This window comes from Agrococcus sp. AC640b (assembly GCF_979255995.1).
The window spans coordinates 1-20,365 of the sequence record NZ_CEEDMM010000003.1 but is presented as its reverse complement, the minus strand read 5'-3'; the positions used below and the strand labels follow the sequence as shown (position 1 = coordinate 20,365).

The following is a 20,365-nucleotide window of genomic DNA, read 5'->3' as shown; positions in this document are numbered from 1 at the left end:
CTGATGGGGTGGCTGCGGCCACCCCATCGGCGCATCCGGCGCAGCCCGCCTCTCGGCGGGACGGCAAGAGGCTCGATGCCCGCAGGGCATCGAGCGAGCAGGACGACCGGCGCCGAGAGGCGTCGTCAGCAGAAGGAGCAGTCGTGGGCGAGAACCCCAGGGCCCGCAAGATCGCGGACCGCATCCAGGAGATCACCGCCAAGACGATCGAGCACGAGATCCGCGATCCGCGGCTCGGCTTCGTGACGATCACGGACGTCCGCGTCACGGGCGACCTGCAGCACGCGTCGATCTTCTACACCGTGTACGGCACCGACGAGGAGCGTGCGGACTCCGCAGTGGCGCTGCAGTCGGCGAAGGGCGTCGTGCGCCGCGAGATCGGCAAGGGCCTCTCGCTGCGGCTCACGCCGTCGGTGGAGTTCTTCCTCGACGCGCTGCCCGACAACGCAGCGTCGATCGACGGACTGCTCGACGAGGCGCGCTCCCGCGATGCCGCGGCGCAGCAGGAGCAGTCGTCGGCGTCGTACGCAGGCGACGCGGACCCGTACCGCAAGCCGCGCGAGGACGACGAGGAGGACTGAGTCCTCGTCGCGCTCGACGAGGCGGCTGCGGTCAGACCTCGTCGAGCGCGATCGTGCCGTCGGCGACGCTCGCGGCGCGCACCCGCACGCGGATGCGCGTCGCAGGCTCCGCCGCGGTGACGACGCGCGCCTCGACGGGCGGGTCGACGAGCTGCACGACGGCCTCGTCGTCGCGGCGCTCCACCACGAGCGCATCGAGCTCGTCGCCGACGCGGTCGGTGAGGATCCAGGCTGCGACGGCGCGCAGCGACTCGCGTTCGAGCTGCGACGCTCGCGATCCGGAGGCGCGCATCGCCTCTGGCACGCCCGGTGCGGCATCGCGCGCCCACGCTGGCACGTCGCGGCCGTTCGCGATCGCCTCGCAGTGCGCGAGCACGATGCGGTCGACGAGCCTGCGCAGCGGCGCGGTGGCATGCGCGTACGGCGCGCCGATGGCCGCCTGCTCGACGTCGCGCGGGTCGACGGGCCCGTCGAGCACGAGGTAGTCGGCGCCGCGGAAGAGCCTGCGTGCCGCGGTGAGGATGACGGCGGTCGTCGGCTCCGCACGGTCGAGACGGCGCAGGAACGCGCCGTAGTGCTCGTCGGTCGCCCACGGCACGCCGAGCGCGTCGGTCGCGGTGCGGAACTCGTCGATCGCCTCGGCCGAGGGCCGCGGCATCGTGCGCAGGATGCCCGCGCCCGCCTCGAGCTGCAGCCGTGCCGCCTCCATGCCGGTCATGAGCGACAGCTGCGCGTTCCACTGCTCGACCGGCAGGGGAGCGCGGCGCTCGATGCGCCATCCGTGCTCGTCGTGCACGACCTCCTCGTCGGGTGCGTCGAGGCTCGCACCGTCGCGCGCGCTCTCGAGCGCGATGCGCTGCTCGCCGACGGTGCGCAGCAGTCTCAGGTGCGGGTCGTCGGCGTCGATGCGGTCCTGCGCCTGCGCATACGTGAGCTGCTCGCGGCTGCGGATGCGGGAGCGCTCCAGCGTCGTGCGCGTGACCGCGCCCGTCGCGTCGAGCTCGAACGTCCACACGAGCGCCTGGCGCTCCCGGTCGGGCAGCAGGCTCGCGGCATCCTCGCTCAGCACCGTCGGATGCAGCGGCACGCGTGCGTCGGGCGCGTAGAGCGTCTGGCCGCGACGGGTGGCCTCGGCGTCGACGGCGCCGCCTGGTGCGACGAACGCAGGCACGTCGGCGATCGCGTAGCGCACGAGGTGGCCGTCGCCGTGCCGTGCGATCGCGAGCGCCTGGTCGAGGTCCGTCGAGCCCTCGGGATCGATCGTGACGAACGGCACGTCTGTGCGGTCGACGCCCTGCAGCGGCTGCGCTGCGGCGCGCGCCGCCTCGGCCTCGACGTCCGGCGGGAAGGTCTCGACGGCGTCGAGTCGCGCTCGGATGGCGGCGAGCGCTGCGGTGAGCTCGGGGGCGTCTGCGCGGAGGCGCTGCTGTCGCAGGGGCACGCCCCGACCCTACGCGCAGCCGCTCAGTGCGGCAGGCGCACGGCGTCGTCGCCGGGCTCGACGACGACGAGGCCGTCGGCGGCGAGGGATGCGATCGAGCGCGCGAGCTGCTCGGCGTCCGGCCACAGCGGCGCGAGCTCGGCGCGGGTCAACGGCACGTCGACGCCGCGCAGCGCGCGCAGCACCGTGCCGCGCGCCTGGCGGTCGCTGCCCGCGAAGGATGCCTGGCGGGGTGCGCGGCGACCTTCGTATGCGGGCGTGCCCGCCGCGACCCACGCGCAGTCGGCCACGAGCGGGCACGTGTCGCATCGCGGCGTGCGCGCGGTGCACACGAGCGCGCCGAGCTCCATGAGCGCGATCGACACCGTGCCGGCCTCCGCGTCGTCGGCGGGCAGCAGCGCCTCCACGCGAGCGAGGTCCGCGCGTGCGGCGGGGGCTGCATCCCCCTGCCCGAGCACGGCGCGAGCGACGACGCGCCGCACGTTCGTGTCGACGACGGGATGCCGCTGCCGGAAGTGGAAGACGGCGACGGCGCGCGCCGTGTAGTCGCCGATGCCCGGCAGCGCGAGCAGCGTGGGCACGTCGTCCGGCACGACGCCGCCGTGCCGCTCGACGATCGCCCGTGCGGCATCCTGCAGCCGCAGCGCACGCCTCGGGTAGCCGAGCGTGCCCCATGCGCGCAGCACCTCGTGCGTCGGCGCGTCCGCGAGGTCGGCGGGCGTCGGCCACCGCTGCAGCCACTCGACGATCGCGGTGCGCACGCGGGCGACCTGCGTCTGCTGCAGCATGATCTCGCTCACGAGCGTGCCCCACGCCGAGAAGCCCGGCTCGCGCCACGGCAGGTCGCGGCGGTGCTGCGCGTACCAGGGTGCGAGCCGCGCGTGCAGCAGGTCCGCGTCCATCGCTCCAGGCTACGGCGACCCAGGGCCGGTGCCGCGCCGTCTGCGGGTCCACCGTTCGGCGGATGCGCGCACCCAGGCGGCGTCCGTACCGTCGAGGACGTGACGATCCCAGCCCCCGCCGGACCTTCGCCCACCCCGCCGACGTCGCAGGTCGCATCTCGCGCCCGCGCGATCGCGCCCGACCTCGCCCGTGGCCTCATGCTGCTGCTCATCGCGCTCGCGAACATGCCGTGGCATCTCTTCGGCCGCGAGACGGCCGTCACGTCGATGCACCACGTCGACGGCTCGCTCGGCGACCGCATCTGGCAGGCGATCGCGATCGTCGCGGTCGACGGACGCAGCTACCCGCTGTTCGCGCTGCTGTTCGGGTACGGCATGTGGCAGCTCTACCGCAAGCAGCTCGCGGCGGGTGCGACGTCGAAGGAGGCGCGGCGTCTCCTGCGCCGCAGGCACTGGTGGATGCTCGCGTTCGGCGCCGTCCACGCCGCGCTGCTGTGGGCTGGCGACATCATCGGCGCCTATGGCCTCGTGGGTCTGCTCATCGCGTGGATCTTCCTCGAGCGTCGTGACCGCACCATCGCGATCTGGGCGTGGGTGCTCGGCGGCATGCTCGCGCTCGGCGCGCTGTCGACGGCGGCGATGGGTCTCGTGCTCGGGGCCCTCGACCTGCCCTTCGACGTCGACGGTGGCGACGCCGCGGCCCTCCCGTCGATCGCAGGCGTCGACTCGTATCTCGCGTCGATCCTCACGCGACTCGGCCTGTGGGCCGTCATCACGCCGGGACAGGGCGTCTTCGGCCTCGTCGTGCCCATCGCGATCCTGCTGGCGATCCTCGCGGCACGGCACGGCCTGCTCGAGGAGCCGCAGCACCACCGTGCCCTGCTCACGCGGGTCGCGGCGTGGGGCATCGCGATCGGCTGGGTAGGCGGTGCGCTCGCGTACGCCGAGTTCCTCGGCGCGTTCGATCCCGCTCCGTCCTGGACGTTCTCGCTCGTCCACGCAGCCACGGGCCTGCCTGGCGGCGTCGGCTACGCCGCGCTCTTCGGCCTCGTCGCAGCCCGGCTCGCCGAGCGGCCGCTGGGCGCAGGAGCTCGTGCCCTCACGGCGGTCGGGAAGCGCTCGATGACGAGCTACCTGCTGCAGTCGGTGCTCTTCGCCCCCGTGCTGTCGGCGTGGGGTCTCGGCCTCGGCGGCGTGCTGACGGAGTGGCAGGGCGCCCTGTACGCCGTGGGGGTGTGGCTCGTGACCGTCGCGGTCGCGGTCGCCCTCGATCGGGCGGGCAGGCGCGGCCCTGCCGAGACGCTGCTGCGGCGCCTCGCCTACCCGCGCGACGCCAAGGCGCAGCCCACCGGCATGGCCGCGAGTGCGCCCTCGGCGAGCACGGCTGACGCCGCCCACGTGCGCGGCTAGCCTGGCTGCATGGCCGATCAGCAGCTCCTCATGCAGGCGGCGTCGTGGACGCCCGAGCAGAAGGCGCTGTACACCGAGGTCGCGCGCGTGCTCGTCGCGCGCAGCCCGCGCGGCCGCCGCATCGTGGCGGTCGACGGGCGCGACGGGGCAGGCAAGACGCACCTCGCGGATGCGCTGCACGTCGCCTTCGCGAGGGCGGGCGTGCAGTCGTTCCGTGCGAGCCTCGACGACTTCCACCAGCCGCGCGACCGCCGTGAGCGGCAGGGCCGCGACTCGTGGAAGGGCTACTACGAGGATGCGTACGACCTCGAGCTCGTCGATCGCGTGCTCCTGCAGCCGTTCCGCATGGGCGGCTCGACGGGCTTCATGACGCGGGCGTTCGACGTCGAGACCGACCAGAGCGTCGAGATGGACTGGAAGACCGCCGGACCCGATGCGGTGCTCGTCGTCGACGGCGTCTTCCTGCTGCGCCCCGCGTTCCGCGGCAGGTGGAACTTCGTCGTGCGTCTCGAGGCGTCGGATGCCGAGCGCGGCGCGCGCCTGCAGCGGCGCGACGGTGCGCATCCGCTCGTCACCGACCCGTCGCACGACCGCTCCCGGCTCGCGCACGAGCACTACGAGCAGCTCGCCGACCCGGTGCGCGCGGCCGACATGGTCGTCGACACGACCGACTGGCGCGCGCCGCGGCAGCTGTTCCAGGACCGCTGCTGAGCGGCGCGCGAGGCTAGGGGAGCGGGGCGAGCGCCGCGACCCGTGCGGGGTCGACGGACGCGCCCGTGCGCTCGACCTCGTGCACGAGGTCGACGAGGCCGGCGTTGACGGGTGCGACGAGGCCGAGCCGCTCCGACGCGGCGACGATCGCGCCCGCGAGGTCGTCGATCTCGGTGCGCTGGCCCTTGCGAAGGCTCTGCTGCGTCGAGCCGAGGTTCGGCACGTCGCCGAACGACGCGGCCATCGCCAGCGGCACCGATCGCGCCGCCTCGATCGACGCCGCGAGCGTCGCGATCGTGTCCGGGCCCACCGCCCCGACGCGATCGATGGGGACGCCGGAGCCGAGCGCGGCGCGCGCCGCCTCGTGCATCGCCGCGGCCGTGACCCGCAGCAGGCCCGGGTCCGCGGCGCACGCCTGCATGCTCCAGCCCACGGCGGCGGGCACGGCGTTGGCCGCGTTGATGCACAGCTTCGCCCACTGCGCGCCCTCGATGCTCGCCGTGCGGCGCACGTCCGGCAGCACGGGAGCCAGCAGCTCGGCGAACGACGCACCCTCCGGCCCGCCGACGACGGTCTCCCCGCTCGCCGTGATGCGCACCAGGCCCGGCTCGAGCGCGTTCGCCGCCCAGGTGCCCAGGCCCGCCGCGACGCGGTGGTGCCCGAGGATGCGCGCCGCGCGGCCGTGGGCGTCGAGCCCGTTCTGCACCGCGAGCAGCGGCACGTCCGAGAGCGCGTCGAGGGACGGCGTGAGCGCCGCGGAGGAGTCGATGGTCTTGGTGGCGAGGACCGCGACGTCGGGCGGCTCCCGGAGCGCGTCCACGACCTGCGGATGCGCGTGGTGCTCGCCGAACGCGCCCTCGAGGCGGATGCCGCGCTCGCGCAGCACCTCGGCGCTCGATCGGGCGACGACGACGAGATCGTGCCCTGCGGCATCGAGCAGCGCCGCGAGGCACCCGCCGATGGCACCAGCCCCGAGCACCGCGATCCGCATCGCCCCAGGCTACGACTACGCTCGATGCTCGATGACTGCTCCGAACGGCGTGCTGCTCGTCGACAAGCCCGAAGGCGTCACGAGCCACACCGTCGTCGCCATGGCGAGGCGGCAGCTCGGCACGCGCAAGGTGGGCCACGCCGGCACCCTCGACCCCATGGCGACGGGCCTGCTCGTGCTGGGCGTCGGCCCCGCGACGCGGCTGCTGACGTTCCTCGTCGGCCTCGACAAGACGTACGAGACGACGATCGCGCTCGGCGCGTCGACCATCACCGACGACGCCGAGGGCGACGTCGTCGAGACGGCCGATGCCTCCGCGCTCACGCAGGACGCCATCGCGACGGCGGCGGCGCGCCTGACCGGCGACATCGAGCAGGTGCCCAGCGCCGTCTCGGCCATCAAGGTCGACGGCAAGCGCTCCTACGCCCGCGTGCGCGCAGGCGAGGACGTCGCCCTCGCCGCGCGCCCCGTGACGGTGTCGCGGTTCGCGCTCGGCCGGCTGCAGCCCGGTGCGCGCGCGTCGATCGACGCCGTCGTCGACTGCACCTCGGGCACGTACATCCGTGCCCTCGCGCGCGACCTCGGCGCGGATCTCGGCGTCGGCGGCCACCTCACGGCGCTGCGGCGCACGCGGGTGGGCCCGTTCGGCCTCGAGGACGCCGTGGCCGCCGACGCCATCGTGGCGGAGGCGCTGCTGCGGCCCGTCGACGTCGCCGCCCGCGTGCTGCCCGTCGTCGAGCTCGGCGCCGACGACGCTCGCCTGCTCGCGACCGGCAGGCGACCGCGCACCGACGCGCAGGGGACCGTCGCAGCCGTGCACGCGGGCGAGCTCGTCGGCATCGCGCGCGGCGAGGGCGGCAGGCTGCACCCGGTCGCGAACCTCGGCGTCGCCGCCGCCGACGCGGCGGCGAAGGACGCGAGCGCTGCGACCGCGCGCACGACCGCAGCGCACGCGGACGCGGCTGGCACCGACGACGGGGGAGCGCCGTGATCTCCTGGCTCATGCTCACGCAGGCCGCCGTGCTCGGCGCCCTCGGCGCCGTCGTCGCGATCGCGGGCGTCGCGAAGGTCAGGATGAACGACCTCGTGCTCGGCGCCGCAGCGCTCACGATGCTGACGCTCGTCGTGCAGGTCGTCGCCTCCATCGTGGCGCCGCTCGCGGGTGCGGGACCCACCGGCGACCTCCTCGAGTACTGGGTGTACCTCGTGACCGCGCTGCTCATCCCACCGGCTGCGACGCTGTGGGCGTTCGCCGACAAGGGCAGGTGGAGCGTGCTCGTCGTCGGCGTAGGGCTGCTGGCCGTCGCCGTCATGGTCTACCGCATGCACCAGATCTGGTTCGTGCAGGTCGTCTGAGCGCGGCACGCGTCCCGTCGCCGTGGGCTGCCGACGCGCGCACGCCGGGCGTAGGATCGTCCGGTGCCCTCCTCCCGCCGATCCGGCTTCGGCCGTGTGCTCATCGCGGTGTACGCGATCCTCGCGCTCGCCGCGACGGGACGATCGGTGTACCAGATCCTCAGCCGCTTCGAGGAGGCGCCGCTCGCGTACGCGCTGAGCGCCGTCGCGGCGGTCGTGTACGTCGTCGCCACGGTCGCGCTCGCGATGCGCGGCGCTGCGTGGACGCGCGTCGCGATCGCGACGATCGCGTTCGAGCTCGTCGGCGTCGTCGTCGTCGGCACGCTGTCGATCACGCACCCCGAGCTCTTCGGGCACGACAGCGTGTGGAGCCGCTACGGCATGGGCTACCTGTTCATCCCGGCGGTGCTCCCCATCGCCGGGCTGTGGTGGATCCACCGCACCGAGCGGCGGACGGTCGCCGCGTGAGCTGGATCGACGACCTCGTCGCGCGCCCGTCCGCCGTGACGATCGGCAAGTTCGACGGCGTGCACCTCGGGCACCGCGAGATCCTCGAGGATGCGCTGCGGATGGCGCACGAGCGCGGTCTGACGCCCATCGTCGTCACGTTCGACCGCCATCCGCTCGCGACGCTGCGCCCCGAGCGCGCCCCCAGGCTCATCCTGTCGCCCGAGCAGCAGCGCGAGGCGCTCGAGGAGCTCGGCTGCGAGGTCGTCACGATCCCATTCGACGCGGACACCGCCGCGATGGACCCCGGCGACTTCGTGCGGCGCGTGCTGCTCGACGGGCTCGGAGCGCGCTTCGTCGTCGTGGGCAGCGACTTCCGCTACGGCCGCGGCGGTGCAGGCGATCCCGCGTTGCTGCAGCGCCTCGCCGCCGAGCGCGGCGTCGAGGTGCACGTCGTCGACGACGTCGTCGACGACGCGGGCGCGCGCGTGTCGTCGACCGCGATCCGTCACGCGCTCGAGGAGGGCCGGATCGACGTCGCCACCGAGCAGCTCGGCAGGCATCCGCGCCTGCGCGGCACCGTCGTGCGCGGGCATCAGCGCGGGCGGGAGCTCGGCTTCCCGACGGCGAACCTCGGGCTCGACGCCGAGGGCTTCGTGCCGGCGCACGGCGTCTACGCCGCGTGGGCGACCGTCGACGCCGGCCGGTTCCCGGCAGCGGTGTCGATCGGCGACAACCCCACGTTCGACGGCGTGCAGACCACGGTCGAGGCGTACCTGCTCGACGTCGACCTCGACCTGTACCACCGACCCATCGAGCTCGAGCTCGTCGCCCACGTGCGCCCCATGGTGCGCTACGAGGGCATCGAGCCGCTCATCGCCCAGATGCACGACGACGTCGCGCGCGTGCGCGACATCCTCGGCATCCACGAGGGGCGCGACGCCGCGCCCGAGGAGGAGACGCCATGACCGAGTCCATCGCGACGATCGTCGACCACACGCTGCTGAAGCCGGAGGCGACCGCCGCCGACGTCGCCGCCACGATCGCGGAGGCCGCGGACCTCGGCGCGTACAGCGTGTGCCTGTCGCCGTCGGTGCTGCCCGTCGAGGTGCCCGAGGGTCTCGCGACGGCCGTGGTCGTCGGCTTCCCCAGCGGCAGGCACCACTCGGAGGTCAAGGCGGCCGAGGCGCGTCTCGCGGCTGCGCAGGGCGCAGACGAACTCGACATGGTCATCGACGTGGGTGCCGCGATCGACGGCCGCTTCGACGCGGTCGAGGCCGACGTGCGCGCCGTGCGCGAGGCGGCGCCGGACGTCGTGCTCAAGGTCATCATCGAGTCGGCCGCGCTCACCGACGAGCAGATCGTCGCCGTGTGCAGGGCGTCGGAGTCGGCGGGCGCCGACTTCGTGAAGACGTCGACGGGCTTCCACCCCGCTGGCGGGGCGACCGAGCACGCCGTCGCGCTCATGCGGCAGACCGTCGGCGACCGGCTGGGCGTCAAGGCGTCCGGCGGCATCCGCACGCGCGAGGCGGCGGAGGCGATGATCCGCGCGGGTGCGTCGCGCCTGGGCCTGTCGTCGACGCGCGCGATCGTCGAGGGCGAGCAGTCCTCGAGCGCCTACTAGGCCGGCACGGGCCGGTCAGCAGCGTTCGAGCAGCGCGAGGTACCAGCGCACGCCCCGCTCGACCTCTGCGACCGGGATTCGCTCGTCGCGCGCGTGGAGGCAGGCGCGCAGGTCGCTCGTGAGCAGGAACGGCGTGAAGCGCAGCACGCGATCGGTGACGAGGTGCGCGTGCCGCGAGTCGGTGCCGCCGAGCATGTCGTACGGCGAGAGCACGGCGTCCGGGAACTCGGCGGTGGTCGCCGCGACGATCGCGTCCCACCCGACGCCGTCGGTCGGCGACGTCGGCGAGGCCTCGTGGCCGCGCACGACGTCGATCGTCACGCGGTCGTCGCGGATCGCGCGGCGCAGGATCGCCACCGCGTCGTCGATCGTCGTGCCCTGCGCGAGGCGGACGCTCACGGTCGCCTCCGCACGCTCGGCGATGGCGTTCGCAGCCGTGCCGGCCTGCAGCCCGGTGACGGTCGCGCTCGTCGTGATGGTCGCGCGGGTCTCGTCGTTCGCGGCGAGCAGGCGTCGCAGCACGGGGGAGAGCGCCTGCGCCCGCGTGAGCAGCGCGCGGTAGGGCTCGCGCGCGTGCGCACCGAGCGTCTGCAGCATGCGCACGGTCGTGGGGGTGATGCGCTCGGGGAAGCGGGCGCGCGTCACGCGGGTCACAGCCATGGCGAGCACCGCGGTCGCCGGCGTGCGCGGCGGCGTCGAGGAGTGCCCGCCGACCTCGTCGACCGCGAGCCGCAGCACGAGCATCCCCTTCTCGCTCACGCCGACGAGCGCAGCGGGCACGGTGACGCCCGGCACGGGAGGGTCGACGACCGCGCCGCCCTCGTCGAGGGCGAACGCGGGTCGGATGCCACGCTCGTGGAGCACGCGGATCGCGGCGAGCGCGCCTCCGCCGAACGTCTCCTCGTCGTGGCCGAGCACGAGCCAGACGTCGCGGGCAGGCACGTGCGCGTCGGCTGCCAGCCGGTCGATGGCCTCGAGCATCGCCACGAGCGAGCCCTTGTCGTCGATGGCGCCGCGGCCCCACAGCACGCCGTCGACGACCTCGCCTGCGAACGGCGGATGCTGCCACCCGTCCCCTGGCGGCACGACGTCCTGATGCGCCATGAGCAGCGCGGGGCTCTCGCTCGAGGCGCCCGGCCAGCGCGCGAGGATCGTGTGGTCGGCGACGAGCTCCACCTCGAGCGCCGCGAACGCGTGCGGGTACAGCTCGGCCAGCAGCGCCCGCAGCGCCGTGAGGCCTGCGGCATCCGGCTCGCCGTCGGTCGCGAACGTCGGCACGCGCAGCACGCGTGCGAGTCGGTCGGCGGCGTCGCCGGTCGTCGAGGGCATGGTGGCGATGGTAGCCCCGGCGGTGCGCGTCGCCCACGCGTCGAGGCGACGTGGACGCCGTGCGGCTACCCTGGCGCCGTGGTGTGGTCACGGGTGCGCGGCGGGGTCGTCGTCGTCGTCGCGCTCGCGCTCGTGGGCGGCGGGCTCGTCGTCACGGGTGCGCTCGCGGAGCGCGACGACGCGCAGGCACCCGAGATCGCCCTCGGCGAGCTCCTCGCGACGAGCCGCGCCGACGTCGTCGTGGAGGCCATCGAGCCCGCGGACGAGGGCGGCATCGCCGTGACCCTCGTCGTCGACAACCACCTGCGCGAGTCGCTGACGATCACCGACGTGGTGACGCTCGTCGACGACCGCGGAGCGCTCGCCGACTACGGGTACACGACGGTGCCCGGCGACGTCGGCGTCACCGCGGCGCAGCCGGGCGTCGCCGACACCTTCACGATCGTCTTCGAGCCGGAGCGCGACGCCGTCGGCGAGGTGCGGGTCGAGATCGTCGACGCCACGTGGACGCCGCGCGACGAGACCGCCTTCGGGCTCGGCTCCAACATGTACGACGTCCACGTCGTCGCGACGGTGAGGATGCCGTGAGCCGGCTGCCAGCGGCACGCTCCGCGATCACGCGTCGGCGCGCATGGTCGGCGGTCGTCGCCGTCGCGCTCGCGGCCGTCGCCGTGCTCGTCGCATCGCTGACCCCTGGGCAGACGATGCGGTGGGCGCCGTTCTCGGGCTTCGGCACGAGCGCGGCCTCGTCGGGGCCCCTCGCGGTGGAGGTGCACGAGGCCACGCTCGCCGCATCCATCGACGTCGACGGGGAGATCGTCGAGACGCCAGGCACCTTCGTGGTGCTCGACGTCACGATCGCCGCGTCCGAGCCGCTCGACCTGCTCTCGCGCGACCTCGTGATCGACGGCCGCGTGTTCGACACGACTCCGAAGGGGCCATCGGCGTGGCAGGAGAGCGACCCGGGCCTCGGGCTGCCCGTGCACGGCGACCTCGTGTTCGAGGTCGACTCGGCGCTCGTCGACGATGGCGCGACCGTCGAGCTGCACGTCGCTCCCGGCCTCGACGCCGCAGGTGACCTGCGGCCGCAGGTCGTCGTGCGCATCGACGTCGACGGTGCGCTCGTCGACGTCGCCGAGGTGGAGGTGCTGTCGCGATGAGACGCTCTCGCATCGTCGCGGCGCTCGCGATCGGTCCGCTCGCGCTCGTGCTCGCCGGGCTCGTCGCGCACGCGCCCGCCATGCGCTGGCTCGAGCGCGAGCCCGTCGTCGTCGTCACGGGCGAGGTCGGCACGGCGCACACGGTCGGCGGGGCACCCACGACGGTGCACGGTGCGCAGATCGTCGCGCCCGGGAGCGAGGCGGCTGGCTACGCCGACGCTCCGGCGGGTGCGCAGATCGTGGTCGTCGACGTCACGATCGCGCAGTCGGACCTCGGCTCCTCGTCGTGCGTGCTCGAGCTCGAGGCGACCGTCGGGGGCAGCCACGGCACGTGGTCGTACGACACGGGCTCGAGCGACGTCACGAGCTGCTACTCGGAGGAGGAGGCGCTCTCGGGCTCCGTGGGCTTCGTCGTGCCTGCAGGCGCGATCGAGGACGCGCGGTTCCTCGTGGGCGGGGAGACGATCTGGCTCGGGGTGCCGCTGACGCTCTGAGCGCCGCCCGCTGCCGCGCCCAGTCGCAGCGCGTCGAGCGCGGCGACGACGACCACGAGGCCCAGCACGGCACCGACGGAGTCGCCGATCGCGCTGCCGACGTTCGCGATCGCCTCCGCGAGCGTGAAGGGCTGCGGTCCGCCTGCGTGCACGAGCGCGACCGTGAGCCAGCCGGTCGCCGCGGTCACGACGTGCCAGGCCAGCACGGCGGCTGCGAGCGGCACGATGCCGGCGCCCCACACCTGTCGGAGCGTCGAGACGACGGGCACCCATCGGTCGTGGAGGTCGTCGGTGACCTCCTCGAGCACGTCGTCGAGCGGTGAGGGGAGCGCGGCGAGCAGGCGGGTCCACCAGCGGGCGGGCCGGGGAGGCTCGACGGGCTCGGGCACGAGCTCGGGACGCGCGCCCAGCAGCACGATGCCGACGAGCGTGAGCCACACGAGCGGCAGCGTGATCGTGTGCCACAGCGACCCCGCCGTCTCCCAGGCTCCCAGCAGCCACCCGCCGACGACGCCGTCGATCGCCGAGCGCACGTCGTCGATGCCGCTCGCGAGCCGCGTCGTCGCGAACCAGTCGCCTGCGATGGCGATGACGCGACCGAGGATCGAGACGGCGAGGAACGTCCAGAGGCCCTCCAGCACGAGCGTCGCCACCGACACGCCCCTGCGGCGCCCCTTCCGCTCGAATCGGCGCAGCACGCCGCGCAGCACGAGGCACGCCACGAGCAGGCTGATCGACAGCACGTCGACGGGCACGTCGACGACGGCGCCGACGCCGGCGCCCTCGTCGAACCAGTCGATGCCCGCGAGCGCGGTGAGCGCGTACTCGCGCAGGTCCTCGGAGAAGAGCCCCCAGGCGGTGAGCAGCAGGAAGGCGGGCAGCACGGAGGCGGCGAGGCCGGAGAGCGCCGAGTGCACGCGCGCCGTCCCGACCGGCGGCGGCGGCGTCGAGCGCATGGCGCGCAGCAGCACGAGGATCTGCAGGATCATCGCGATCATCCGCACCAGGGCCGTGATGGCCGTGAGCGCGAGGCCCCCGATGGCGCTCGTCGAGCCCACGGCGCCCGCGAGGGCGACGAGGAACGATCCGACGATGCGCGCGGCGAGCTCGATCGCGAGCACCTCCGGCAGGCCGTGCGCCGCGATGCGGCGCATGCCGACCCCGAGGTCGGCGACGAAGCGGCCAAGACCACCGAGCACCGATGCCGCAGGGCTCGCAGGGGAGGCGAGCGGGCGGCCTGGCATGCAAGCGAGCATACGAGGCCGGGCGGGGAGCGCGACGGTAGGCTCGTGCTCGTCCGCCGGACGCGATGGAGCGACCGGGGAGCTCACTCGAGGAGATGCTGCCGCCGATGACCGACACGCCCGCCTACAAGCTCGACCCGGCGCCGAAGGGGGAGCACGTCGTCGACGGGCCCGTCCGCATCGAGCGCGACTCGCTGGGCGAGATGCCCGTGCCGGTCGACGCGTACTGGGGCATCCACACCGAGCGGGCGCTCGAGAACTTCCCCATCACGGGCAGGTCGATCTCGGTGTACTCCGACCTCGTCGACGCGCTCGCGGTCGTGAAGCAGGCCGCGGCGCGAGCGAACCGCGAGATCGGCGCGCTGAGCCCCGAGAAGGCCGACCTCATCGACCGCGTGTGCGATCGCATCCGCGACGGCGAGCTGCACGACCAGTTCAAGGTCGGCGTCATCCAGGGCGGCGCGGGCACCTCGACGAACATGAACACGAACGAGGTCATCGCGAACGCGGGCCTCGTCGAGCTCGGCCACGCCAAGGGCGACTACCAGCACCTGCACCCCATCGACGACGTCAACCGGTCGCAGTCGACGAACGACACGTACCCGACGTCGATCAAGGTGGCGATGGCGTTCACGCTGCGCCGCATGCTCGCGGAGCTCCGCCTGCTCATCGACGCGTTCGACGCGAAGGGCGTCGAGTTCCAGGACGTGCTGAAGATCGGCAGGACGCAGCTGCAGGACGCGGTGCCCATGACGCTCGGCCAGGAGTTCCGCGGCTTCGCCGTGACGCTGCAGGAGGACCACGACCGCCTCGACGAGGTCATCAAGTTCCTCTCGGAGGTCAACCTGGGTGCGACGGCCATCGGCACGGGCATCACGGCCGACCCGAGCTACGCGGCGGCGGCCTGCAAGCACCTCGCCGCGCTCACGGGCCTGCCGATCGTCACGGCTCCCGACCTCATCGAGGCGACGAGCGACACGGGCGTGTTCATGTCGGTGTCGGCCGCGCTCAAGCGCTGCGCGGTGAAGCTGTCGAAGATCTGCAACGACCTGCGGCTGCTGTCGTCGGGGCCGCAGGCCGGCTTCGGCGAGATCCTGCTGCCGCCGAAGCAGGCGGGGTCGTCGATCATGCCAGGCAAGGTCAACCCGGTGATCCCGGAGGTCGTCAACCAGGTGGCGTTCGCCGTCATCGGCTCGGACGCCACGGTCACGGCGGCCTCGGAGGCCGGGCAGCTGCAGCTCAACGCGTTCGAGCCCGTCATCGCGCACTCGATCCTGCAGAGCCTGCACTGGATGACGCAGGCGTGCCTCACGCTGCGCATCAACTGCATCGACGGCATCGAGCCGAACCGCGAGCGGCTGGCCTCCATGGTCGGCTCGTCGGTCGGCGTCGTCACGGCGCTCACGCCGTACATCGGCTACACGGCGTCGGCGACGCTCGCGCACGAGGCGCTCACGTCGCACAAGTCGATCGCCGACCTCGTCGTGGAGGCGGGGCTCATGGACCGCGAACGCGTCGCGAAGCTGCTCGAGCCCGCGCGTCTGTCGGGCCTGCATCCTGCGACGCAGGCGATGCCGATCATCACCCCCGAGATGCTCGCGGAGCACGAGCGCGGCTGAGACACGGACGCGACGCGCGTGAGACTCCCGGCGAACGAGCGGCAACCTGCGCCTAGCATGGCGGCATGACGCTCGCGCAGCCGCCGCACCACCCGCCGCAGCCCGGACCGCAGCAGGCTGCGCCTGCGATGCCGCAGCTGTCGAAGCCGCCGTCGACGGGACTCATCCTGGGGATCGTCGGCATCGCGGGCCTCGCGCTCGCGAGCGTGTTCATCTTCCTGTTCTTCATGCTGCAGTTCGGGCTGTCGCCCGTCGTGCCGATCGCAGGGTTCCTGGGGCTGTTCCCGCTCGCGTTCGTCGTGTGGGGCCTGCTCGGCCTCGACCGGTGGGAGCCGGAGCCGCGCATCGCGCTGTGGCTGTCGGTGCTGTGGGGCGGCATCATGGCGGTGCTGCTCACCCTGCTGCTCAACACGTTCGTGATCGAGCAGCTCATCGTCGTGCCGCTGCTGCTGACGCCCGGCGTCGCCGACATGATCTACGGCCTCCTGGCGCCCGCCTTCACGGGCGTGCGCGAGATGGTCGAGCTCGGCGGCGCCTCGACGGCCGACGCCGTGTACGCCTTCTACGGCCCCGTCATCCAGGCGCCCTTCACCGAGGAGCTGTGGAAGGCCGTGCCGGTCGTCGTCATGTTCCTGTTCGTGCGCAGGCACTTCGACGGGCCCATCGACGGCTTCGTCATCGCGGGCTTCTCGGCCGCGGGGTTCGCCTACACCGAGAACATCCTCTACTTCGGCCGCGAGCTCATGGCGGCGGGCGACGCGTCGTTCATCTTCTTCCTCCGCGGCGTCATGAGCCCGCTCGCGCACGTCATCTTCACGGCGGTGGGCGTCGGGCTCGCGATGGGCTTCGCCGCGCGTCGCTCGTCGCGCCTGTGGGGCCTCGTCGCCCTGCCGGTCGGCCTCGGCGTCTCGATGTTCCTGCACGCGCTCTGGAACAGCGCGTCGTTCTGGGTGCCGAACGGCATGCTGGGCTTCTTCATCTACTACGGCGTCGTGCAGGTGCCGATCGCGGTCGGGGCGCTGCTGCTCGTCGTGCTGCTGCGCCGCTTCGAGGCTCGGCTCACGCGCCTGCGGCTCGACGAGTACGCGGAGGCCGGCTGGTTCTCGCACGAGGAGTCGAAGATGCTGTCGTCGTCCGACGGCCGTCTCGGCCTCGCGCAGTGGGCGAAGCGGCGCGGGCTCGGCAAGCCGATGCAGGCGTACATCCGCATCGCGACGCGCCTCGCGGCCAACAGGCAGCGGGCGATCATCGGTCGCGAGAAGCTGCGCCCCGTGGCCGACGAGGCGCGCCTGCTCGGCGACGTCTCCGCGCTGCGCCAGCACATGGCGACCGTCGGTGGCGGCTCGCCCGTGCTCGTCGGCGCGGGGCATTCGCTGCCGCAGCCCATGCAGGGCTCGACGCCCCACACGCAGCGCTTCGCGCCCGCACCCGGTGCGCCCACCCAGCCGTGGCAGCAGGGCTGGCAGTACGCGATGGCACCTGCAGGGCGGGCGCCCGTGCAGGCGGGCGGCGCCGCGCACCCGAGCGGTGCCGGCCCCGTGGACCCCGGCAGGGTGCAGCCGCCGCAGACGGGCGACCGCCAGGGCTGGTGAGCTCCGGAGGTCGTCGTCGGCGGGCGCGCAGCGACGCGGGCGACGCTGCTACACTCGACAAGTTGCCGTCGATCGGCCGCGGAACCAGAGAGCTCGCGCATCCTGCGCAGGGCGCCGCGCTGCGACAGGAGAGAGGAGACCGAATGAGCCTTGCCTCTGAGGTCAAGCAGGCGATCATCGCCGAGTACGCCACCCACGAGGGTGACACCGGTTCCCCCGAGGTGCAGGTCGCGCTCATGTCGCGCCGCATCAAGGACCTGACCGAGCACCTCAAGGAGCACAAGCACGACCACCACTCGCGTCGTGGCCTCCTGCTCCTCGTCGGTCAGCGCCGTCGCCTCCTGGGCTACCTCCAGGACATCGACATCGCGCGCTACCGCTCGCTGATCGAGCGTCTCGGCCTTCGCCGCTAGAGACCCCCGGCAGGACACGTATCTGCACGCGAGGCCCCGCATCCCACGTCGGATGCGGGGCCTCGTCGCGTGCGGGGCGGATGCGAGCGCATCGGCTCCGGTGCTTCGCGGGGGTCGACTGGTACGCTCGTGGTGGCCGCAGGCTTGCGGCCGCGTGCGCCGTCACGACCGGAAGGCTGGTCGTTGGTGGTGGATGCCGAGGGCAGTCTCGACCTCCACCACTGATGACCACTCCGACGGACGTCGCTGCGCGCGATCTGTCTGTCGTGCCCGCGGATCGGGCACAGGAGGAGAGAGACCTTGGAAGGTCCTGAGATCACGTTCGCCGAGACGGTCATCGACAATGGCAAGTTCGGCACCCGCACCATCCGCTTCGAGACCGGCCGCCTCGCGCAGCAGGCGCAGGGTTCGGCCGCTGCGTACATCGACGGCGAGACCATGCTGCTGAGCGCGACGAGCGTCAGCAAGCACCCGAAGGACAACTTCGACTTCTTCCCGCTCACGATCGACGTCGAGGAGCGGATGTACGCCGCGGGTCGCATCCCGGGCTCGTTCTTCCGTCGCGAGGGTCGCCCCTCGACCGACGCGATCCTCACGTGCCGCCTCATCGACCGTCCGCTGCGGCCGACGTTCGTCGAGGGCCTCCGCAACGAGGTGCAGGTCGTCATCACGGTGCTCGCGATCGAGCCCGACGAGCTGTACGACGTGCTCGCGATCAACGCGGCATCGCTGTCGACGCAGATCTCCGGCCTGCCCTTCTCGGGCCCCGTCGGCGGCGTGCGCGTCGCGCTCATCGATGGCCAGTGGGTCGCGTTCCCGAAGCACTCGCAGCTCGAGGGCGCCGTGTTCAACATGGTCGTCGCGGGCCGCGTGACCGACGACGGCGACGTCGCGATCATGATGGTCGAGGCCGAGGCCACCGACGAGTCGTGGCACCTCATCGAGGGTGGCCAGCAGGCCCCCACCGAGGAGATCGTCGCGCAGGGCCTCGACGCGTCGAAGCCGTTCATCAAGCAGCTCGTCGAGGCGCAGCAGGAGGTCGCGAAGACCGCCGCGAAGCCGACGCGCGACTACCCGCTGTTCCCGCCGTACACGCCCGAGGCCCTCTCGGCCGTCGCGGCGATCGCCGAGACCGAGGTCGCCGAGGTCTACCAGATCGCCGACAAGATCGAGCGTCAGGACGCCGACGACGCGCTCAAGGAGCGCGTCAAGCAGCAGGTCAACGAGCAGATCGAGGCCGGCACCGTCGATGCCTCCGTCGCCTCGCAGGTCTCCGCGGCGTACAAGGCCGTCTCGAAGCGGGCCATGCGTGCCCGCGTGCTGAAGGACGGCGTGCGCATCGACGGCCGCGGGCTCGCGGACATCCGTGCGCTCGACGCCGAGGTCGCGGTCGTCCCGCGCGTGCACGGCTCGGCGATCTTCCAGCGCGGCGAGACCCAGATCATGGGCATCACGACGCTCAACATGCTGAAGCTCGAGCAGCAGATCGACTCGCTGTCGCCTGTCACCTCGAAGCGCTACATGCACAACTACAACTTCCCGCCGTACTCGACGGGCGAGACGGGCCGCGTCGGCAGCCCGAAGCGCCGCGAGATCGGCCACGGCGCCCTGGCCGAGCGTGCGCTCGTGCCCGTGCTGCCCAGCCGCGAGGAGTTCCCCTACGCCATCCGCCAGGTCTCCGAGGCGCTCGGCTCGAACGGCTCGACCTCGATGGGCTCGGTGTGCGCCTCGACGCTCTCCCTGCTCAACGCGGGCGTGCCGCTGCGCGCTCCCGTCGCGGGCATCGCGATGGGCCTCATCTCCGACACCGTCGACGGCGAGACCCGCTACGCGGCGCTCACCGACATCCTCGGTGCCGAGGACGCCCTCGGCGACATGGACTTCAAGGTCGCGGGCACGCCGGAGTTCATCACGGCGATCCAGCTCGACACGAAGCTCGACGGCATCCCCGCCTCCGTCCTCGCCGGCGCGCTGACGCAGGCGAAGGAGGCGCGGACGAAGATCCTCGACGTGCTCAACCAGGCGATCGACGCGCCCGACGAGATGGCGCCCACCGCGCCTCGCGTCATCAGCGTCAACATCCCGGTCGACAAGATCGGCGAGGTCATCGGGCCCAAGGGCAAGGTCATCAACCAGATCCAGGACGACACGGGCGCCCAGATCTCGATCGAGGACAACGGCACCGTCTACATCGGCGCCGTCGACGGCCCGTCGGCGGAGGCCGCTCGTGCCGCGATCAACGCGATCGCGAACCCCTCGAACCCCGAGGTCGGCGAGCGGTTCCTCGGCACCGTCGTGAAGATCGCGTCGTTCGGCGCGTTCGTCTCGCTCATGCCGGGCCGCGACGGCCTGCTCCACGTCACCGCGATGCGCCCGCTGAACGACGGCAAGCGCATCGAGGCCGTGGAGGACGTCGTGTCGGTCGGCCAGAAGCTGCAGGTCACGATCACGAAGGTCGACGACCGCGGCAAGCTCTCGCTCGAGCTCGTCGAGGACGACTCGGCTGCTGCTCCGGCAGCGGACGCTCCCGCAGCGGAGTAGTCCGGTCCACGACGAAGGGGGTGCGCGTCATGCGCACCCCCTTCGTCGTGTCTGCGGCCCGCACCGCCGACCCGCTCGACGCCCCCGAGCCAGTCACCGCCCCCGAGTCCGCGCGTACGATCCCACGTGCCGGCGAGCGACGTCATCCGAACCCGCTCCGTGAGGTGCGAGTGGAGCGAGCCTCGAAGGGAGCAGGGCGCACTCGAACCTGCCCTAGGAAGCTCTCCACAACCTCGACCGCCTTCGAACGTACGTTCGAATGCCTGGTATCCTGGAGGCCGACGAAGGCGGTGGGCGATGCGGGATCAGGCGGTGGTCGAGACGGCGGTCGTCGACGCCCTGATCGCCCGCGCGGAGCCGTTCGGGTCGCTGCTCGACGAGGAGCTGCTGGTGGTCGTCGACGAGCTCGCCGCGCGCCGCCGCGCGCTGGATGCGGCGATCGTCGCGGTGGCGGCGGAGGTCGGTGCGCGTTCGAGCGGTCGCCCTGTCGACGAGTCGCTCGTGCGTCGC

20 protein-coding genes are annotated in these 20,365 nt (G+C 72.9%); 15 read left to right on the top strand and 5 right to left on the bottom strand.

Annotation, left to right across the window (positions count from 1 at the left end; genetic code table 11):
• Positions 1-143: 143 nt before the first annotated feature.
• Positions 144-581, top strand: coding sequence for a 30S ribosome-binding factor RbfA (gene rbfA, locus ACZ6H8_RS01750; RefSeq protein WP_464143765.1), 438 nt, complete (start codon positions 144-146; stop codon positions 579-581).
• Positions 582-612: 31 nt separating this feature from the next.
• Here the strand turns inward: rbfA and ACZ6H8_RS01745 are convergent, their stop codons facing one another.
• Together ACZ6H8_RS01745 and ACZ6H8_RS01740 are read right to left on the bottom strand one after the other, a co-directional pair.
• Complete coding sequence (locus tag ACZ6H8_RS01745; RefSeq protein ID WP_464143763.1) at positions 613-2,022, bottom strand: RNB domain-containing ribonuclease; 1,410 nt, start codon at positions 2,020-2,022, stop codon at positions 613-615.
• Positions 2,023-2,045: 23 nt separating this feature from the next.
• The gene (locus ACZ6H8_RS01740; protein WP_464143762.1) at positions 2,046-2,924 is read right to left on the bottom strand and encodes an HhH-GPD family protein; all 879 of its coding nucleotides are present in this window, start codon (positions 2,922-2,924) and stop codon (positions 2,046-2,048) included.
• 99 nt (positions 2,925-3,023) lie between these two features.
• Between ACZ6H8_RS01740 and ACZ6H8_RS01735 the strand changes: the two genes are divergently transcribed.
• Together ACZ6H8_RS01735 and ACZ6H8_RS01730 are read left to right on the top strand one after the other, a co-directional pair.
• Positions 3,024-4,334 (top strand): DUF418 domain-containing protein, encoded by a 1,311-nt coding sequence (locus tag ACZ6H8_RS01735; RefSeq protein ID WP_464143761.1) that lies wholly within the window; start codon positions 3,024-3,026, stop codon positions 4,332-4,334.
• 9 nt (positions 4,335-4,343) lie between these two features.
• Positions 4,344-5,045: an ATP-binding protein gene (locus tag ACZ6H8_RS01730; RefSeq protein ID WP_464143760.1), complete on the top strand. Its 702-nt coding sequence runs from the start codon at positions 4,344-4,346 to the stop codon at positions 5,043-5,045.
• 13 nt (positions 5,046-5,058) lie between these two features.
• Here ACZ6H8_RS01730 and ACZ6H8_RS01725 read toward each other — a convergent pair whose 3' ends face one another.
• Positions 5,059-6,036, bottom strand: a complete 978-nt coding sequence (locus ACZ6H8_RS01725) for a ketopantoate reductase family protein (protein ID WP_464143758.1) — start codon at positions 6,034-6,036, stop codon at positions 5,059-5,061.
• Between the two features lie 31 nt (positions 6,037-6,067).
• On the opposite strand from ACZ6H8_RS01725, the gene truB reads away from it, so the two are divergent.
• The 5 genes from truB to deoC all read left to right on the top strand — a co-directional run bounded on the left by truB (position 6,068) and on the right by deoC (position 9,463).
• A complete protein-coding gene (gene truB / locus ACZ6H8_RS01720) occupies positions 6,068-7,027 on the top strand; it encodes a tRNA pseudouridine(55) synthase TruB (protein ID WP_464143756.1) in 960 nt (319 codons plus the stop codon).
• The gene (locus tag ACZ6H8_RS01715; protein WP_464143755.1) at positions 7,024-7,392 is read left to right on the top strand and encodes a hypothetical protein; all 369 of its coding nucleotides are present in this window, start codon (positions 7,024-7,026) and stop codon (positions 7,390-7,392) included. The genes truB and ACZ6H8_RS01715 overlap by 4 nt, the downstream gene beginning before the upstream one ends.
• Positions 7,393-7,455: 63 nt before the next feature.
• Positions 7,456-7,860 carry a hypothetical protein gene (locus tag ACZ6H8_RS01710; RefSeq protein WP_464143754.1) on the top strand — a complete coding sequence of 135 codons (405 nt, stop codon included), beginning with the start codon at positions 7,456-7,458 and terminating at the stop codon, positions 7,858-7,860.
• Positions 7,857-8,807 carry a bifunctional riboflavin kinase/FAD synthetase gene (locus ACZ6H8_RS01705; RefSeq protein ID WP_464143752.1) on the top strand — a complete coding sequence of 317 codons (951 nt, stop codon included), beginning with the start codon at positions 7,857-7,859 and terminating at the stop codon, positions 8,805-8,807. The genes ACZ6H8_RS01710 and ACZ6H8_RS01705 overlap by 4 nt, the downstream gene beginning before the upstream one ends.
• On the top strand, positions 8,804-9,463 hold the full coding sequence (deoC, locus tag ACZ6H8_RS01700; RefSeq protein ID WP_464143750.1) for a deoxyribose-phosphate aldolase: 660 nt from the start codon (positions 8,804-8,806) through the stop codon (positions 9,461-9,463). Before ACZ6H8_RS01705 ends, deoC begins: the two co-directional genes overlap by 4 nt.
• Before the next feature lie 15 nt (positions 9,464-9,478).
• Here the strand turns inward: deoC and ACZ6H8_RS01695 are convergent, their stop codons facing one another.
• On the bottom strand, positions 9,479-10,792 hold the full coding sequence (locus tag ACZ6H8_RS01695) for a M20/M25/M40 family metallo-hydrolase (protein ID WP_464143749.1): 1,314 nt from the start codon (positions 10,790-10,792) through the stop codon (positions 9,479-9,481).
• Positions 10,793-10,870: 78 nt separating this feature from the next.
• Here ACZ6H8_RS01695 and ACZ6H8_RS01690 point away from each other — a divergent pair, with 78 nt between their 5' ends.
• Together ACZ6H8_RS01690 and ACZ6H8_RS01685 are read left to right on the top strand one after the other, a co-directional pair.
• Complete coding sequence (locus ACZ6H8_RS01690; RefSeq protein ID WP_464143747.1) at positions 10,871-11,380, top strand: hypothetical protein; 510 nt, start codon at positions 10,871-10,873, stop codon at positions 11,378-11,380.
• Complete coding sequence (locus ACZ6H8_RS01685; RefSeq protein ID WP_464143745.1) at positions 11,377-11,952, top strand: hypothetical protein; 576 nt, start codon at positions 11,377-11,379, stop codon at positions 11,950-11,952. The genes ACZ6H8_RS01690 and ACZ6H8_RS01685 overlap by 4 nt, the downstream gene beginning before the upstream one ends.
• A gap of 370 nt (positions 11,953-12,322) precedes the next feature.
• Here ACZ6H8_RS01685 and ACZ6H8_RS01680 read toward each other — a convergent pair whose 3' ends face one another.
• Positions 12,323-13,690 carry a hypothetical protein gene (locus ACZ6H8_RS01680; RefSeq protein ID WP_464143743.1) on the bottom strand — a complete coding sequence of 456 codons (1,368 nt, stop codon included), beginning with the start codon at positions 13,688-13,690 and terminating at the stop codon, positions 12,323-12,325.
• A 107-nt stretch (positions 13,691-13,797) separates the two neighbouring features.
• On the opposite strand from ACZ6H8_RS01680, the gene ACZ6H8_RS01675 reads away from it, so the two are divergent.
• The 5 genes from ACZ6H8_RS01675 to ACZ6H8_RS01655 form a co-directional block, all read left to right on the top strand.
• Positions 13,798-15,309: an aspartate ammonia-lyase gene (locus tag ACZ6H8_RS01675; RefSeq protein WP_464143741.1), complete on the top strand. Its 1,512-nt coding sequence runs from the start codon at positions 13,798-13,800 to the stop codon at positions 15,307-15,309.
• A 65-nt stretch (positions 15,310-15,374) separates the two neighbouring features.
• Positions 15,375-16,901, top strand: coding sequence for a PrsW family intramembrane metalloprotease (locus ACZ6H8_RS01670; RefSeq protein ID WP_464143740.1), 1,527 nt, complete (start codon positions 15,375-15,377; stop codon positions 16,899-16,901).
• 143 nt (positions 16,902-17,044) lie between these two features.
• Positions 17,045-17,314: a 30S ribosomal protein S15 gene (gene rpsO, locus ACZ6H8_RS01665; protein WP_092502096.1), complete on the top strand. Its 270-nt coding sequence runs from the start codon at positions 17,045-17,047 to the stop codon at positions 17,312-17,314.
• Between the two features lie 300 nt (positions 17,315-17,614).
• Positions 17,615-19,855 (top strand): polyribonucleotide nucleotidyltransferase, encoded by a 2,241-nt coding sequence (locus ACZ6H8_RS01660; protein WP_464143738.1) that lies wholly within the window; start codon positions 17,615-17,617, stop codon positions 19,853-19,855.
• 297 nt (positions 19,856-20,152) lie between these two features.
• The coding region (locus tag ACZ6H8_RS01655) for a hypothetical protein (RefSeq protein ID WP_464143737.1) at positions 20,153-20,365 on the top strand (213 nt) is incomplete at its 3' end.